Here is a 14,778-nt window from a genome sequence, read left to right on the forward strand (position 1 = left end):
TTGCCTTGTTCTCGAGGTGTCGACGGTGGCGTTCGTACGGCACGTCCAGGTCGACGAGCAGCTCTCGGGCTGTGGGCGACCGGTGCTTGGTCTGCGCATTCCCTCCCCGCACGGATCGGCGACCCAGCGGGCCGTGGCGTTACACGCGAGGGAGAGTTATTTGTGAGGCAAGTAACACGTGGCGGCGAGTCCCGTCGTGGTCCTTCCCGTAAGTCGATGCGCCTGGCGCAACTGGTCATCGGAGTCGGCGTTGTCGGGTCCCTGATCGTCGGTACGCCCGCCATGTCCTCGGCCGTACCACCGCCGCCGCCGAATCCGAGTGACTCGGACATCGCTGCGGCCGATTCGCAGGTCTCGTCGAGCGTCGGCACCGTCAGCGCGCTCATCAATCAAGTCGCCTCGGCCAACGAACAGTTGTCGGCACTCGACAACGAAGTTGCGATCAAGCGTGAAGACGTCAACAAGACGCTCGTGGATCTGCAGAACGCTCGCGGCGCCGCAGACACCGCAGCGCAGGCCGTCGGCGTCACCAAACAAGCTCTTAAGGACGCGTCGGCGCAGATCGAGGTCGCTCAGACGGACTTCGACAAGTACGCACGCTCGAGCTACGTCAAGGGCACCAACACCGCGTCCATCTCGTCGTTCCTCGACGCCAAGGGCCCGGGCGACGTCCTCGACCGCGCGCAGGTCCTCAAACTGCTCGCCAATACGCAGAGCGCAGTGCTTGACGGTCTCCAACGAGCACGTACCGAGCAGGCGAACAAGGACTCCGCGACCCGCCAGGCAAAGCAGCAGGCCGACGCCGCCGCCGAGGTCGCGGCACAACTGAAGGATCTGGCCGAGCAGGCGATTCAGATCGCGCGCAACGCTCTCGATCAGCAGGTTGCCAAGAAGGCCGCGATCGAAGCCGAGCGGAACTCCGCTCAGGCTCAGCTCGACGCCGCCCGCAATGCAGTCGCAGGTTTGCAGGGCCAACGCCAGGCGTATGCGACGTGGGACGAGCAGCGTCGCGCCGAGGAAGCTCATCAGAAGGCTCTCGAAGCTGCCGCCAAGGAAGCTGCCGCACAGGCTGCTGCCCGCGCAGCTGCCGACCAGGCCGCCAAGGATCGAGCTGCAGCACTGGCAGCGGCTCAGCGTCCGCACACCGCTGTGGAAGACCCGACTCCGACCGTCATCCCGGACGACGACGACACCTGGACTGACGAGGAAACCGGTACCGAAGAGGAAACAGGCACGGACGAAGAGACCGGTACCGAAGAGGAAACGGTCACGACGCCCAAGCCCACCACCCCCAAGCCGACGACGCCGAAGCCCAGCACGCCGAAGCCTTCCGTTACCGGAAGCGCTGCAATCGAATCCGTCATCGACCGCGGAATGTCTCAGCTCGGCGTGCAGTACGCCTGGGGCGGAGGCGACGAAAACGGTCCGACGCGAGGCATCCGTGACGGCGGCGTCGCCGACAGTTACGGCGACTTCAACAAAGTCGGGTTCGACTGCTCGGGCTTGATGATTTACGCCTTCGCCGGCATCGGAATCTCGCTGCCGCACTACACCGGCTATCAGTACACCGCGGGCACGCAGGTTCCGTCTTCGGAGATGAAACGCGGCGACATGATCTTCTACGGCCCCAACGCCAGCCAGCACGTGGCGCTCTACCTCGGTAACGGGCAGATGCTCGAGGCACCACAATCCGGTTCGAGTGTCATGGTCTCCCCGGTTCGCTGGGGCGGAATGACGCCGTACGCCGTCCGACTGGTGTCCTGACCGTCAGAGGAAATGCCGCTGACACCCGCATTGTCAGGGAACTATCAAGTTCCCGACGTGGTGTTACGGCATCGAGCGCAACTACCTGGAATAGTTGACGGGGAACACGTTACTGTCGGTACTTTTCTAGGTGAAAGCGATGGATTCTTGGTGACCTCACGTGAAGATTCGGTCGGAACGGTCGACGTAAGCAAGGCGAGCGGAAGTGCGGACGGAGCAGCACCTTCCCTGGCAGCCGACGTTCAGACCTTGGAACGAGCGATCTACGAGGTCAAGCGAGTCATCGTCGGGCAGGACCGGCTTGTCGAGCGCATTCTCGTCGGACTTCTCGCCAAGGGGCACGTCCTCCTCGAAGGCGTACCCGGTGTCGCCAAGACGCTGGCCGTCGAGACTTTCGCGAAGGTCGTCGGCGGTTCGTTCTCCCGCGTCCAGTTCACCCCCGACCTGGTGCCAACCGACCTCATCGGCACGCGCATCTACCGTCAGGGCCGCGAGGAGTTCGACACCGAACTCGGACCCGTCGTCGCCAACTTCGTGTTGGCCGACGAGATCAACCGTGCCCCGGCCAAGGTGCAGTCCGCGCTCCTCGAGGTGATGGCAGAACGCCACGTCTCGATCGGTGGCAAGCGGTACCACATGCCCGATCCGTTCCTGGTGATGGCGACGCAGAACCCCATCGAGAACGAGGGTGTCTATCCGCTCCCCGAGGCGCAGCGCGACCGCTTCCTGTTCAAGATCCTCGTCGACTACCCGACTGTCGAGGAAGAACGCGAAATCGTCTACCGGATGGGTGTGGCAGCCCCGGAGCCGCACCAGATCCTCGGTCCGGAGGAGTTGGTCAGGCTCCAACGCGTCGCCAGCAACGTCTTCGTCCACCACGCGCTCGTCGACTACGTTGTCCGGGTCATCGCCGCTACGCGTACGCCGCGTGAGGTCGGACTCGAGGACGTCGCGGGCTGGATCGCGTACGGCGCCTCACCCCGCGCGACGCTCGGCATCATCGCCGCGTCGCGGGCTCTCGCTCTCGTCCGCGGCCGCGACTACGTCGTGCCGCAAGACGTCATCGAGGTGATCCCGGACGTGTTGCGCCACCGCCTCGTTCTTTCCTACGACGCCATGGCCGACGAGGTGACTCCCGACGCCGTCATCGCCCGGGTGCTGCAGACCGTCGGACTGCCGCAGATCGCCGCGCGGCCGGTTCCCACCGTTCCCGGTCCGCCTCAGCAGGGCGCACCGCAGGCACCTCAGTTCAACGCACAGGGCACCGCGAATCCACAGGGCACAGTCAATCCACAGGGAAACGGCGCGCCGATCGCGACCGCTGAGACGATGAGTCGCCCGCAGTGACCGAAGGCCGCGACGGTGGCCAGGCGACACCCGCCGGATCCACCGGTTCTCCGCCGTCGTTCCGATCCGGCGAGCTCAGCGATCCCAAACTCACCGCTGCGCTGCGCACCCTCGAGCTGACGGTTCGTCGTCGCCTCGACGGTGTGCTGCACGGCGWTCACCTCGGCCTGATTCCCGGCCCGGGTTCGGAACCGGGTGACGCCCGCGAGTATCAGCCGGGCGACGACGTGCGGCAGATGGATTGGTCCGTGACCGCGCGGACGACGCACCCACACGTGCGCCAGTCGGTCGCGGATCGTGAGCTCGAGACGTGGCTTGTCATCGACCTGTCTGCGAGTCTCGACTTCGGGACCGCCGGATGCGAGAAGCGTGACCTGGTTGTCGCCGCAGCCGCGGCGATCACTCACCTGACCAGTTCGGGCGGTAACCGCGTCGGCGCCATCATCTCGACGGGCGCCCAGACAACTCGAATTCCGGCCCGCGGTGGGCGCATTCACGCACAGGCGATGCTCCGCAAGATCGCGACGACTCCGCACGCTCCGGACGGGGTTCGCGGTGATCTGGTCGGCGCGATCGAAGCGCTCAGACGTCCACAGCGTCGGCGCGGACTCGCGGTCGTCATCAGCGACTTCCTCGGGCCGATCGACTGGGAACGCTCGCTGCGCGCCATTTCGGGACGGCACGACGTGCTCGGCGTCGAGGTGGTAGATCCGCGTGACCTCGAACTGCCAGACGTCGGCGACGTGGTGCTTCACGATCCCGAGTCCGGTCGAACGAGAGAATTCACCACGACGCCGCAACTGCGCGCCGACTTCGCCAGAGTCGCCGCCGAGCACCGCGTCGAGGTCAGGCAAGCTCTACGTCGTTGCGGCGCACCGCTCATGTCCCTGCACACCGATCGGGACTGGATCGCCGACGTCGTGAGATTCATCTCGGCACGCCGCCACAGTTATGGTGCCGGCGCCGGAACTGGGGGCGTTCGTTCGTGAGTCTTTCTCAATTCACCGCACCGTGGTGGCTGCTGTTCCTCGCTGTCATCGCCGCGTTGGTGGTCGGTTACGTACTCGTACAGAAGCAGCGAGCCAAGCACACACTTCGGTTCACGAACTTCGCACTGTTGGAGAAGGTGGCGCCTTCGCGGCCCGGGCGGTGGCGTCATATTCCGGCGATTCTGATGGTCGTCGCATTGGTGTTCTTCACCGTCGCCCTTGCCGGTCCGACGGCAGACAAGAAGGTCCCGCGAAACCGTGCCACGGTGATCCTCGTGATCGACGTGTCGCTGTCGATGCAGGCCACCGACGTCGAGCCGACGCGATTGGCAGCAGCGCAGGAAGCTGCGAAGTCGTTCGCCGACGGTCTGACTCCCGGCATCAACCTCGGGTTGGTCGCATTTGCCGGAACCGCTTCGGTTCTGGTGTCGCCCACCACGAATCGTGACGCGACGAAGGTCGCCATCGACAACCTCAAGCTCAGTGAGCGAACGGCGACGGGCGAAGCGATCTTCACCTCGTTGCAGTCGATCGACACGCTGTCGGCTGTTCTCGGCGGCAGCGATCAGGCGCCACCGGCGCGCATCGTGTTGCTGTCAGACGGTAAGCAGACCGTTCCCGAGAACTCGGACGATCCGCGGGGCGGATTCACCGCTGCCCGTCAGGCCAAGGACAAGGGTGTTCCGATCTCGACCATTTCCTTCGGAACGACATACGGGCGAGTCGAGATCGAAGGAGACCGAATCCCCGTCCCGGTCGACGATGCGTCACTGAAGGAGATCGCCAACCTGTCCGGCGGAAGTTTCTTCACGGCATCGAGCCTCGAAGAACTGCGCCAGGTGTACGACACGCTCGAAGAGCAGATCGGTTTCGAGACGACACGAGGCGATGCGAGTCGACCGTGGTTGGTCCTCGGCGTCGTGTTCGCGACCGCTGGTCTGACGATTGCCCTGGTACGCAGGCAGCGTCTGCCCTGATCGAGAGCAGTTCCGAATTGTCCAAATACCGCTGGTACGCGGCCCGCAGAGAATTGATAGGTTGATCGCCATGTCTACCCCTCCCACGACAGTGGTTTCCGAACGGACCGTCACCACACCGCGCTCGGTGCTCGTCACCGGCGGTAACCGCGGAATCGGCTTGGCCGTCGCTCAGCGGCTCGCCGCAGACGGCCACAAGGTAGCCGTCACGCACCGCGGTTCCGGTGTCCCCGAAGGGTTGTTCGGCGTCGTTTGCGACGTCACCGACACCGAGTCGATCGACCGTGCATTCAAAGAGGTCGAAGCGCACCAGGGGCCGGTCGAGGTCATCGTCGCCAATGCCGGCGTCACCGACGACACACTGATCATGCGAATGAGCGAAGAGCAGTTCACGAGCGTCGTCGACGCGAACCTCACCGGTACGTTCCGCCTCTCGAAGCGTGCGACCCGGTCGATGCTGCGCGCGCGTTTCGGACGCTTCATCTTCCTCGGTTCGGTGGTGGGTCTGGCGGGACAAGCCGGCCAGGTCAACTACGCCGCGTCCAAGGCAGGCATCGTCGGTATCGCTCGTTCCCTGACAAGGGAACTCGGCTCGCGTTCGATCACCGCCAACGTCGTCGCACCGGGTTTCATCGAGACCGACATGACGGCAGCACTGGGCGACGACGTGAAGGACAAGGCCACCGAGTTCATCCCGTTGCAGCGGACCGGAAAGCCGGAAGATGTTGCAGCAGTTGTCAGTTTCCTCGCCTCCGACGATTCGGCATACGTCTCGGGTGCAGTCATCCCCGTCGACGGCGGACTCGGCATGGGGCACTGACCCGCTTTTCGCACACACACCTTTCTCGTACGTCTGAAATCAGGAGGACATCTCATGGGCGGTTTGCTCGAGGGTAAGACCATTCTTGTCACCGGCATCATCACCGATTCGTCGATCGCGTTCCACGTGGCCAAGGTCGCGCAGGAGCAGGGTGCGAAGGTGCTGATCACCGGATTCGATCGTCTGCGCCTCATCGATCGCATCGCCCAGCGACTGCCGCAGCCCGTGCCGCCGGCAATCTCGCTCAACGTCCAGAGCTCGGAGGATCTCGCATCTCTCGCCGAGCGTGTGCGCGAGCTGGCTCCCGAGGGTATCGACGGCGTGGTCCACTCGATCGGCTTCGCTCCCCGCTCCTGCCTGGGAAGCCCGTTCATGGACGCGCCGTGGGAAGACGTGGCGGTCGCACTCGAGGTGTCCGCATACTCGTACAGCGCACTGGCCAAGGCCTTGCTGCCGGTGCTCAACGACAACGCGTCCATCGTCGGAATGGACTTCGATCCGGCACGCGCAATGCCCTTCTACAACTGGATGGGTGTCTCCAAGGCAACCCTCGAGGCCGTCAACCGTTACGTGGCCAAAGAGGTGGGCGTCCGCGGCATCCGCTCGAACCTGGTGTCCTCCGGCCCGATCAAGACCCTGGCCGCCAAGGCCATTGCCGGCGACAGCACCGGTCCGGGCGCGGAGTTGGACAAGCTGAACACCGCATGGGACGGTGCTGCGCCCATCGGCTGGGACGTCGACGATCGCGAGCCGGTCGCCAAAACGGTCTGCACCGTTCTCTCGGATTGGTTGCCCGGCACGACCGCGTCGATCATCTACGTCGACGGCGGCTTCCACGCGATGGTCGGCTAGTAGCACCCCTTCTACTACACAGGTGAGTACCCGGGTGACCCCCGCCGAACGGCATCACGCAAGATTGAACTCATGACCGCAAGTATGGACATGCAGTTCGATGCTCTTCTCGTTTTGTCGTTCGGCGGTCCCGAAAAACCCGAAGACGTACGACCGTTCCTCGAAAACGTCACGCGCGGTAGGGGAGTGCCACCGGAGCGGCTCGACGCCGTTGTCGAGCACTACATGCATTTCGGTGGAGTTTCGCCCATCAACGCGCTCAACCGAGACCTGATCGAACGGGTCGAAGGTGAGTTGGCAGCAGCCGGCGTGGACCTGCCCGTGTACTTCGGCAACCGCAACTGGCACCCGATGGTCGAAGACACCGTCGCCAAGATGCGCGAGGACGGTGTCCGCAATGCCGCCGTGTTCGCCACGTCGGCGTGGGGCGGTTACTCGGGGTGTCGGCAGTACCACGAGGACATCGTCCGTGCCCGTGAAGCCGTCGGTGACGGCGCACCGACGCTGACAAAACTTCGCCAGTACTACGACCATCCGCTCGTCGTCGGCGCGTTCGCCGACGGTGTGCGCGCGGCCCGCGCAGAGTTGCCCGAAGCGACTCGCGATACCGCGCGCCTGGTGTTCACGGCGCATTCGGTCCCGAGTGCCGCAGACCGCAATGCAGGGCCGCCGGCAGAGGGCGGAAACCTCTACAGCCGACAGGTTGCCGAGGCTGCGAAGTTGGTTGCCGAGGCCGTCGGCGTCGAAGATTTTGATCTGGTGTGGCAGTCGCGATCAGGCCCGCCGCAGGTTCCGTGGCTCGACCCCGACATCTGTGATCACCTGGATACGCTGTCCGCCAAGGACGTTCGCGCCGTGATCGTGTGTCCTGTCGGTTTCGTCTCCGATCACCTCGAAGTGGTGTGGGACCTGGACACCGAGGCCAAGGACAAGGCGGCCGAACTCGGTATGGATTTCGTGCGCGCAGCGACACCCGGCCGCGATCAGCGTTTTGCGCAGCTGGTGCCCACGCTCGTTCGGGAACTGGCCGACGCCGAGCAGCCTCGACGATCTGTCGATCCTCGGGGCTCAGTGACGGGTCGATGAAGTTGAGCTTGGGCGCCCCCAGTTCGCGGACTCGCCCGGCGAGGGTCGCTACAAATGACACTCGTTCTTCGTCATCGTCGTTGACGTCGTGGATCTGCAGCACCGACACCGGAAACTTGCGCAGCGTCACAGGCAGGAAGCGGGCGCCGAGCACATGGTCGACGTTGAATCCCGCCCACTGCCCCTGGTTGGCTTCCACGCATTCGGCGTCGGAGTGAATTGCGCTCTCGCCGATGTACTTACGGGCGGGGAGCATCTTCTTCGGTGCTAGTTCGGATGCACCTTGCTGCAGCACGGGAAAGTCGCCGTCCGAGTACAACCAGGGTTGGTTGGCCATCGAGATCAACCGGCCGGCGTCCAGATCCGGGAGATAGCGAGACTTGAGGAGAAACGCAACGCTGTCGACCGAGATGCCCAGCAGTTCGGCGGCCTTCTGTCGGCTCATCGCAAACGTCGGGGCATTCTTCGGGGCGATCTGGATCAAATTGACCATGCGAACTCCTGTAAGTGTTCAATTGTTGCGGGTTTGGTACAGCTGACATGACAATTCGCCGATTATCAACCTCTAGCTGATTTCCGACTTGTAGATGAGTCGGTTGTCACCATCCGAGTTCACGCAACCGGGGATCTCCGATCCCGAAGTGGTGGCCGATTTCGTGGATCACGGTTCGGCGAACTTGCTCGATCACCTCGTCTTCGGTGCTGCAGATCGCACAGATGGCCCTGCGGTAGATCGTGATGCGGTCGGGGAGGACGCCGGCGTACGTGGTGGTTCTCTTGGTCAGTGGGATGCCCTGATACAACCCGAGCAACCCCGGTCGTCCCCCTTCGAGTTGAACGGTCACCGCGACGTTGGCCATCTCCGCACCCAACTTCGGGGGCAGACTGTCGAGCGCCCGCTTGACCATGTCCTCGAACTGACTGTCGTCCACGTCGATCATCTGCCCATTGTGCGTGCGAGGGCGGGATCCGGGTGTGTCCATGTGGAAACAGTGCAGCTTACGGCTATGTTCATTGCGTGGCCGAAGACCTCTATCACCGTTACGAATTCACATTCATCGTTCAGATGCTGACAGTCTCGCAAGAGCAGGCGATCGAAGAGAGCTTGGGCGGAAAGGTCGAGGACCGGCGTGGACTGCAGTTGCTGACGCTCACCTCGGAAGGTATGCGAGCGGCGACGACGGCTATCACCGTGGTCGACCAGTTGGTGGCTGCAGGCGTGCGTCCCCAGCGGACGCATCCCGATTTGGTGTCACGTCAGGACATTGCCGACCGTGCGGGAGTGACGAGGCAGGCTGTCGGACAATGGGTGCGAGGGGTCCGGCAGGCGGCCACTCCCTTTCCGATTCCGTACAACTCGGTCGCCGGGGGGATCTGGTTCTGGGGCGATGTCCTGGATTGGTTGCGCCGTCAGGGGTACAGCCAGGACACCGGTTTGCGCTACCCGACGCTGGACGAACATATTCGCATCGACCGCCATATCGCGATCAATCACAAGACTGCGGGTTGACCGATCAAGCGGTTTGCCTGAAAATAGCTATTGAAACAAACCGACGGTAGGTATAAAGTCCCTAAATACCTCAATCAATCTATCGGTGCGTCGGTCCTGCTCTGGGGGGAGTTTGGTCTGYGCTGCAGATACCCGAGCATGCGAGCAGGAATCCATGGTTTCGACCCCCGAAGTTAGACCGATGCCCAAATCGGCCGCACTCACGACTTCTGTGGCTATTTCCAGCGCTGGAGCAACGACGAAGCTACGCGAAGATGCAACGGGCAGGGGTCGTCTGCGAGCGGCGACGGCGGCACTGTTCCGGCGCTCACGCCCACGCGCGGCTTCCGCGCCACCGTTGAGCGTGCTTCTTCTCGTCACCTCCGACAATGGTCTCTCGCAGCGGGCTGGTCTTGTTCTTCGCGAGGCGGGGCACCAAGTCCGCACCGCCGTCGTCGCCGACGCGGACGCAGTGCTGGCCGCGACGTCTGCGGGAGATTTTGATCTCATCATCTGCCCGTTTCTGAAAGCCTATGTACCGGAATCTATTTGGCAGCGGTGGACAACGATCATCATCCATCCCGGCCCGCCCGGTGATCGCGGACCGTCGTCGCTGGACTGGGCGATAACGGATGGCGAACCGATCTGGGGAGTGACCGCGTTGCAGGCCGCCGAGGAACTCGATGCCGGAGCGGTGTGGGCGTGGCGGACATTCGAACTCCAGAGCGGTGTAACCAAATCTTCGGTATACAACGAGGCAGTCACCGACGCGGCGATGGAGTGCATTACGGAGGTCGTCGAACATTTCCGTACTCCTGACTTCCAGGCGATCCCATCGGACCGAGTTGCGCGGCCCGTGGCATCGGCCCGATCGAGGCCCAGCATGAAACAGGCCGATCGCGTTTTCAGCTGGGAGGAAGACGCGTCGAGCATCGTCCCCGCCGTCAACGCCGCCGACGGGTTTCCCGGCGTCGCCGTTCAGTTGGGGCTCGACCGGGTCTACGTCTACGACGCTCACCCCGATACCCACGTCGATGCAGCGCCCGGCACCATCGTCGAGTACTTCCACCAGGCGATACGTGTCGCCACCGGTGCGGGCTCCGTATGGATCGGACATGCGCGGCTCGTCGGCGCCGGCAATGTCAAACTTCCGTCGACCGCGGTCGTACGTCCGGACGTGTTCGTTCCACAGGTCTGGGAGAGTCGTTACCCCGAGACCGACTATCACCGCGACGGCGAAATCGGATATCTCTCGTTCCGCTTCTACAACGGTGCGATGAGTACGAAGCAATGCGCCCGACTGGCCGCCAGGCTCCGCTGGGCGATCGCGCAGGACACCAAGATCCTTGTCCTGACGGGTGACTACGACAGATTCAGCAACGGTATCCACCTCAACGTCATCGAGGCCGCGTCGGATCAAGCCGGAGAAGCGTGGGCCAACATCAAAGCCATCAACGAGATCGCGAAAGCGATCGTCACCTGTACGGAACAGGTTGTGGTGGCGGCATTCACGGGCAACGCCGGTGCCGGCGGGGTCATGCTCCCGCTTGGAGCCGACGTAGTCGTGGCCAGGGACGGTGTGGTTCTCAATCCTCATTACGCCACGATGGGCCTGTTCGGCTCGGAACTGCACACGTACACATTTCCGGCTCGGGTCGGCGAGGAGCAGGCCCGCAGCCTGCTGGCCGAGTGCAGTGCGATCGGTATCCGTCGAGCCTTGGACATCGGACTTGTCGACGCGATGGGCCCCAGGCGGCCGGATCTGTTCGAGGCGTGGTTGCACGAGGTCGCCACCGACTTGCTCGAAGGAGATCGGATGGAATCGATGCTGGAGCGCAAACGTCTTCGACTGGAACGTGATCCGGTGGAGCCCTACGAGGAGCGTGAGCTCGAAGAGATGAAGATCGACATGTTCGGTGACCGCAACGGGTTTGCCGAGAAACGCCGGAACTTCGTGCTCAAGCTCTGATGGACACGCTGTTCGCCGACGCGACACGGGCAGTGCGAACGACGTCCCACAGTCGTCGCAGCAGGTCGTCACGCCTCTGCGCAGTGGACACGCTCGGGGCCTGATTGGTCGAGACCGACGCAGCGACGGTAAGAATGGCTGCCACGTTGTCGGCGGTGTCGATCACCTGTAGATGCCGAGGTGACAGTGTCGACGGCCAGCGGTACCCGGCCTGGGCCTTCAGCGCTTCGGCGACCAGCGTACGAGCGTCGCCCCCAGGCATTCCGGTGGCTACGGTCGGAAGCCCGCCGAGCACCTCCGCTGCGTCCCGAACAGCCTGGCGCAGTTCGTATTCGGCTTCACGGAGTCCGATCGATTCGGCGCTGCCCGCCACAGTGGGAATGGAGAAAACCGTCCACCGCAAGACGTCCGGACCTTCCTTCGACGGCACGAGGCCGACTCCCGGCTTGCCGACGGCGCCGATCTGTATCCCTTCACCCGTTGCGATCGCAGCGCGTGCGAACTCGGTGCCAGTGGGCAGGCCACGTACATCGCCGGCCGTAGGAAGGACCAGGCGGACTTCAGCAGCCTCCGAGCGGGCGATTCTCAACAGGGTGGACACACCCGAAGCCGTGACTCCCGGCCACTCGAGATCGTGGCGGACCGCGGTTTCCGCATCGGCGGCGCCGATCAGGTGCATCGGCGCCCACGCGGCAAGGGCGTCGATGACGTCGTCCGGCGCAGCGTCGCCGGCGAGCCATGACGCTGCCCACACGGTGAGGGTTGCGCTGGGAGAACTCATGACCGTGAAGTTTAGTTCGGCGTGGCGACATGCGCGGCCCCGGCGTTGTGACCTAGCGTGATCCGGCGTGAGCGGTGGCAACGGATACGGTGACATTTTTGCGGGTCATACCCGCAAACAGAAGCGCGTGACGCCTGAAGTGGCGGCCGAACGTGATCTTGTCGTCGAGGATGCGGCGACAGGATTCTGCGGTGCGGTTGTCGGTTTCGAGCGCACGTACGACGGCGATTTCGTGCGACTCGAGGACGGGCGTTCCCGGACGCGGTTGTTCGCGATGCGCGAGGCGGCCTTCCTCATCGACGGCTCACCGGTCACCCTCGTTCGCCCGGCCCCCAGGCCCGCGTCCACCAAACCCGCACGATCGGCTTCGGGTTCGACCCGAGTCGAAGGCTTACGTGCACGCACGGCACTGCCCAGCCGGATCTGGGTGGAGGGAGTACACGATGCTGCCCTCGTCGAGCGGGTGTGGGGCCATGACCTTCGCGTCGAAGGTGTTGTCGTCGAACATCTCGAAGGGCTCGACAATCTGGGGGAGCGGCTTGCCGAATTCGGGCCGGGCCCCGGCCGCCGTGTCGGTGTCCTCGTCGACCACCTGGTCACCGGTTCCAAGGAAACCCAACTGACTCAGGGCCTCGGCCCGAACGTGTTGGTGACCGGACACCCGTACATCGACGTGTGGGAGGCCGTTCGTCCCAAATCTGTCGGAATCGCCTCCTGGCCGAAGATTCCACGCGGCGAGGATTGGAAGACGGGAATCTGCCGCGAACTGGGCTGGGGGACGCCTCAGGAGGGCTGGCGGCGGGTCTACAACTCGGTCGAGAGCTTCCGCGATCTGGAAGCTCCTTTGATCGGCGCCGTCGAACAACTTGTCGATTTCGTTACCGAGCCGAACTGACGTAGCGGCGGCCTGGGTCACACATTCTGGTTAGATGGTGTTGTGGCTGCACTTATTTGGCTGATCGGAGCACTGGTGCTCGCCGGGGCCGAAGCGCTGGTGGGGGATTTCTTCCTGCTGATGCTCGCYGGTGGGGCGCTCGCTACTGCCGGTGTCAGTGCTGTCACCGACTTCCCGGTGTGGGTCGACGCCGTCATGTTCGGAGTGTTCTCCGCCGCCCTCGTCCTGGGTGTGCGACCGATCATGTTGCGTCGCTTCGGTAGTCCGCCACCGACCCCGACCGGAATTCAGGCACTCGAAGGTAAGCACGCTCTGGTTCTGGAAGAAGTGGGCGAGCATTCCGGGCAGGTCAAGTTGGACGGCGAGGTGTGGACTGCCAGGCCGTACGACACCACCGAGGTGTACCCGCCGGGCACCAAGGTGACGGTGATGGAAATCAACGGCGCAACAGCAGTCGTCTGGAGGGGACCTTAATGGCAGCACTCATAGTGCTCGGTGTGTTGGTGCTATTCGTGATCTTGGTGGTCGCGAAGTCGGTAGCACTGGTACCGCAGGCAGAAGCCGCGGTGATCGAGCGGCTCGGTAGGTATTCGAAGACGGTGTCCGGTCAGCTCACATTCTTGATCCCGTTCGCCGATCGTGTGCGCGCCAAGGTGGATCTTCGTGAGCGGGTGGTCTCCTTCCCACCGCAACCGGTGATCACCCAGGACAACCTGACACTGTCCATCRACACGGTGGTGTACTTCCAGGTCACCAATCCGCAAGCTGCGGTGTACGAGATCAGCAACTACATCGCTGCCGTCGAGCAGTTGACAACCACGACGCTGCGAAACGTCGTCGGCGGAATGACCCTCGAAGAGACGCTGACCTCGCGTGATTCCATCAATGGTCAGCTTCGTGGTGTCCTCGACGAGGCGACCGGTCGCTGGGGCCTGCGAGTGGCCCGCGTCGAACTCAAGAGCATCGATCCTCCGCCCTCCATCCAGGAGTCGATGGAAAAGCAGATGAAGGCGGACCGCGAGAAGCGCGCGATGATTCTGACGGCTGAAGGCCACCGCGAATCCGCTATCAAGACAGCCGAGGGTGCCAAGCAGAGCCAGATTCTTTCCGCCGAGGGCAACAAGCAGGCCTCGATCCTCAACGCCGAGGGTGAGCGTCAGTCCCAGATTCTTCGGGCTCAAGGTGACCGCGCGGCCAAGTACTTGCAGGCCCAAGGCGAGGCCAAGGCCATCGAGAAGGTTTTTGCTGCTATCAAGTCCGGTAAGCCGACTCCGGAATTGCTTGCATACCAGTATCTTCAGACGTTGCCGCAGATGGCGCAAGGCGATGCGAACAAGGTGTGGCTCGTGCCCAGCGACTTCGGTGACGCACTGAAGGGATTTGCGAAAACGCTTGGCGCACAGGGTCAGGACGGTGTCTTCCGTTACGAGCCGCCGGCCGCCGAAGAGAATCTTCCCAACCCTGAGGACGATTCAGCTGAGGTGGCGGAGTGGTTCGAAACGAAATCCGATCCGGCTATCGCAGAAGCAGTCCGCGCCGCTGAAGTTGCTGCACGTACTCCCGTCGAAGATCCGGCAGCTGCGGTCAGGCACCTCCGTGAAAGTGCGCCCGAGCAGCCCGGATTCGTAGATCCCGCGCTGCCGCAGCAGAGTGAAAATCCTTGGCCCGGTCAGCTACCGCTGCCGTCCGAACGCGAAGAATTCCAGCAGAAGTACCCGTACCAGGATCAGCCGCCGGAGGGCGGCCAGCGCCGGTAGGCGCCTCTCGTAGTAATCGGGACGGGCACTCATCACCTACGTGATGAGTGCC

General features: G+C 63.5%; 14 protein-coding genes. 12 read left to right on the forward strand and 2 right to left on the reverse strand.

Annotation, left to right across the window (positions count from 1 at the left end):
• Nucleotides 1-216: 216 nt before the first annotated feature.
• The 7 genes from AC1DWA_RS27690 (at nt 217) to AC1DWA_RS27720 (ending at nt 7,835) form a co-directional block, all read left to right on the forward strand.
• Entirely contained in the window at nt 217-1,764 is a 1,548-nt protein-coding gene (locus AC1DWA_RS27690; RefSeq protein WP_029538107.1) for an NlpC/P60 family protein, read from the forward strand.
• Nucleotides 1,765-1,914: 150 nt separating this feature from the next.
• The gene (locus tag AC1DWA_RS27695) at nt 1,915-3,111 is read left to right on the forward strand and encodes an AAA family ATPase (RefSeq protein ID WP_019748425.1); all 1,197 of its coding nucleotides are present in this window, start codon (nt 1,915-1,917) and stop codon (nt 3,109-3,111) included.
• Nucleotides 3,108-4,100: a DUF58 domain-containing protein gene (locus AC1DWA_RS27700; protein WP_477917334.1), complete on the forward strand. Its 993-nt coding sequence runs from the start codon at nt 3,108-3,110 to the stop codon at nt 4,098-4,100. The genes AC1DWA_RS27695 and AC1DWA_RS27700 overlap by 4 nt, the downstream gene beginning before the upstream one ends.
• Entirely contained in the window at nt 4,097-5,077 is a 981-nt protein-coding gene (locus tag AC1DWA_RS27705; protein ID WP_019748426.1) for a VWA domain-containing protein, read from the forward strand. The genes AC1DWA_RS27700 and AC1DWA_RS27705 overlap by 4 nt, the downstream gene beginning before the upstream one ends.
• A gap of 70 nt (nt 5,078-5,147) precedes the next feature.
• Nucleotides 5,148-5,897 (forward strand): 3-oxoacyl-ACP reductase FabG1, encoded by a 750-nt coding sequence (gene fabG1 / locus AC1DWA_RS27710; protein WP_007727875.1) that lies wholly within the window; start codon nt 5,148-5,150, stop codon nt 5,895-5,897.
• 54 nt (nt 5,898-5,951) lie between these two features.
• Nucleotides 5,952-6,749 carry an NADH-dependent enoyl-ACP reductase InhA gene (gene inhA / locus AC1DWA_RS27715; protein ID WP_003944803.1) on the forward strand — a complete coding sequence of 266 codons (798 nt, stop codon included), beginning with the start codon at nt 5,952-5,954 and terminating at the stop codon, nt 6,747-6,749.
• Between the two features lie 84 nt (nt 6,750-6,833).
• Complete coding sequence (locus AC1DWA_RS27720) at nt 6,834-7,835, forward strand: ferrochelatase (protein WP_477917338.1); 1,002 nt, start codon at nt 6,834-6,836, stop codon at nt 7,833-7,835.
• Nucleotides 7,836-8,434: 599 nt separating this feature from the next.
• Here the strand turns inward: AC1DWA_RS27720 and AC1DWA_RS27725 are convergent.
• Nucleotides 8,435-8,776 (reverse strand): metallopeptidase family protein, encoded by a 342-nt coding sequence (locus AC1DWA_RS27725; RefSeq protein WP_003944783.1) that lies wholly within the window; start codon nt 8,774-8,776, stop codon nt 8,435-8,437.
• A 77-nt stretch (nt 8,777-8,853) separates the two neighbouring features.
• Between AC1DWA_RS27725 and AC1DWA_RS27730 the strand changes: the two genes are divergently transcribed.
• Nucleotides 8,854-9,345, forward strand: a complete 492-nt coding sequence (locus tag AC1DWA_RS27730; protein WP_019748429.1) for a hypothetical protein — start codon at nt 8,854-8,856, stop codon at nt 9,343-9,345.
• Between the two features lie 181 nt (nt 9,346-9,526).
• Entirely contained in the window at nt 9,527-11,293 is a 1,767-nt protein-coding gene (locus tag AC1DWA_RS27735) for an enoyl-CoA hydratase-related protein (RefSeq protein ID WP_477846626.1), read from the forward strand.
• Here AC1DWA_RS27735 and AC1DWA_RS27740 read toward each other — a convergent pair.
• Nucleotides 11,283-12,074 (reverse strand): hypothetical protein, encoded by a 792-nt coding sequence (locus AC1DWA_RS27740; RefSeq protein ID WP_477846625.1) that lies wholly within the window; start codon nt 12,072-12,074, stop codon nt 11,283-11,285. The two genes, AC1DWA_RS27735 and AC1DWA_RS27740, sit on opposite strands and share 11 nt — an antisense overlap.
• A gap of 67 nt (nt 12,075-12,141) precedes the next feature.
• On the opposite strand from AC1DWA_RS27740, the gene AC1DWA_RS27745 reads away from it, so the two are divergent.
• From AC1DWA_RS27745 to AC1DWA_RS27755, 3 genes are read left to right on the forward strand one after another with little or no spacing between them, the layout of a single operon-like run.
• Nucleotides 12,142-12,969, forward strand: coding sequence for a DUF3097 domain-containing protein (locus tag AC1DWA_RS27745; protein ID WP_047888332.1), 828 nt, complete (start codon nt 12,142-12,144; stop codon nt 12,967-12,969).
• A 42-nt stretch (nt 12,970-13,011) separates the two neighbouring features.
• Nucleotides 13,012-13,443 carry an NfeD family protein gene (locus tag AC1DWA_RS27750; RefSeq protein ID WP_003944877.1) on the forward strand — a complete coding sequence of 144 codons (432 nt, stop codon included), beginning with the start codon at nt 13,012-13,014 and terminating at the stop codon, nt 13,441-13,443.
• A complete protein-coding gene (locus tag AC1DWA_RS27755) occupies nt 13,443-14,726 on the forward strand; it encodes an SPFH domain-containing protein (RefSeq protein WP_477917336.1) in 1,284 nt (427 codons plus the stop codon). The genes AC1DWA_RS27750 and AC1DWA_RS27755 overlap by 1 nt, the downstream gene beginning before the upstream one ends.
• Nucleotides 14,727-14,778 lie beyond the last annotated feature (52 nt).

The organism is Rhodococcus sp. P4_F3_2, from assembly GCF_056401335.1.

Excerpts from the sequence above, each read along its gene's own strand:
- AC1DWA_RS27690 (WP_029538107.1), top strand. The coding sequence starts at position 217 with ATGCGCCTGGCGCAACTGGTCATCGGAGTCGGCGTTGTCGGGTCCCTG.
- AC1DWA_RS27720 (WP_477917338.1), top strand. The coding sequence starts at position 6,834 with ATGGACATGCAGTTCGATGCTCTTCTCGTTTTGTCGTTCGGCGGTCCC.
- inhA (WP_003944803.1), top strand. The coding sequence starts at position 5,952 with ATGGGCGGTTTGCTCGAGGGTAAGACCATTCTTGTCACCGGCATCATC.
- AC1DWA_RS27735 (WP_477846626.1), top strand. The coding sequence starts at position 9,527 with ATGCCCAAATCGGCCGCACTCACGACTTCTGTGGCTATTTCCAGCGCT.
- fabG1 (WP_007727875.1), top strand. The coding sequence starts at position 5,148 with ATGTCTACCCCTCCCACGACAGTGGTTTCCGAACGGACCGTCACCACA.
- AC1DWA_RS27725 (WP_003944783.1), bottom strand. The coding sequence starts at position 8,776 with ATGATCGACGTGGACGACAGTCAGTTCGAGGACATGGTCAAGCGGGCG.
- AC1DWA_RS27740 (WP_477846625.1), bottom strand. The coding sequence starts at position 12,074 with ATGAGTTCTCCCAGCGCAACCCTCACCGTGTGGGCAGCGTCATGGCTC.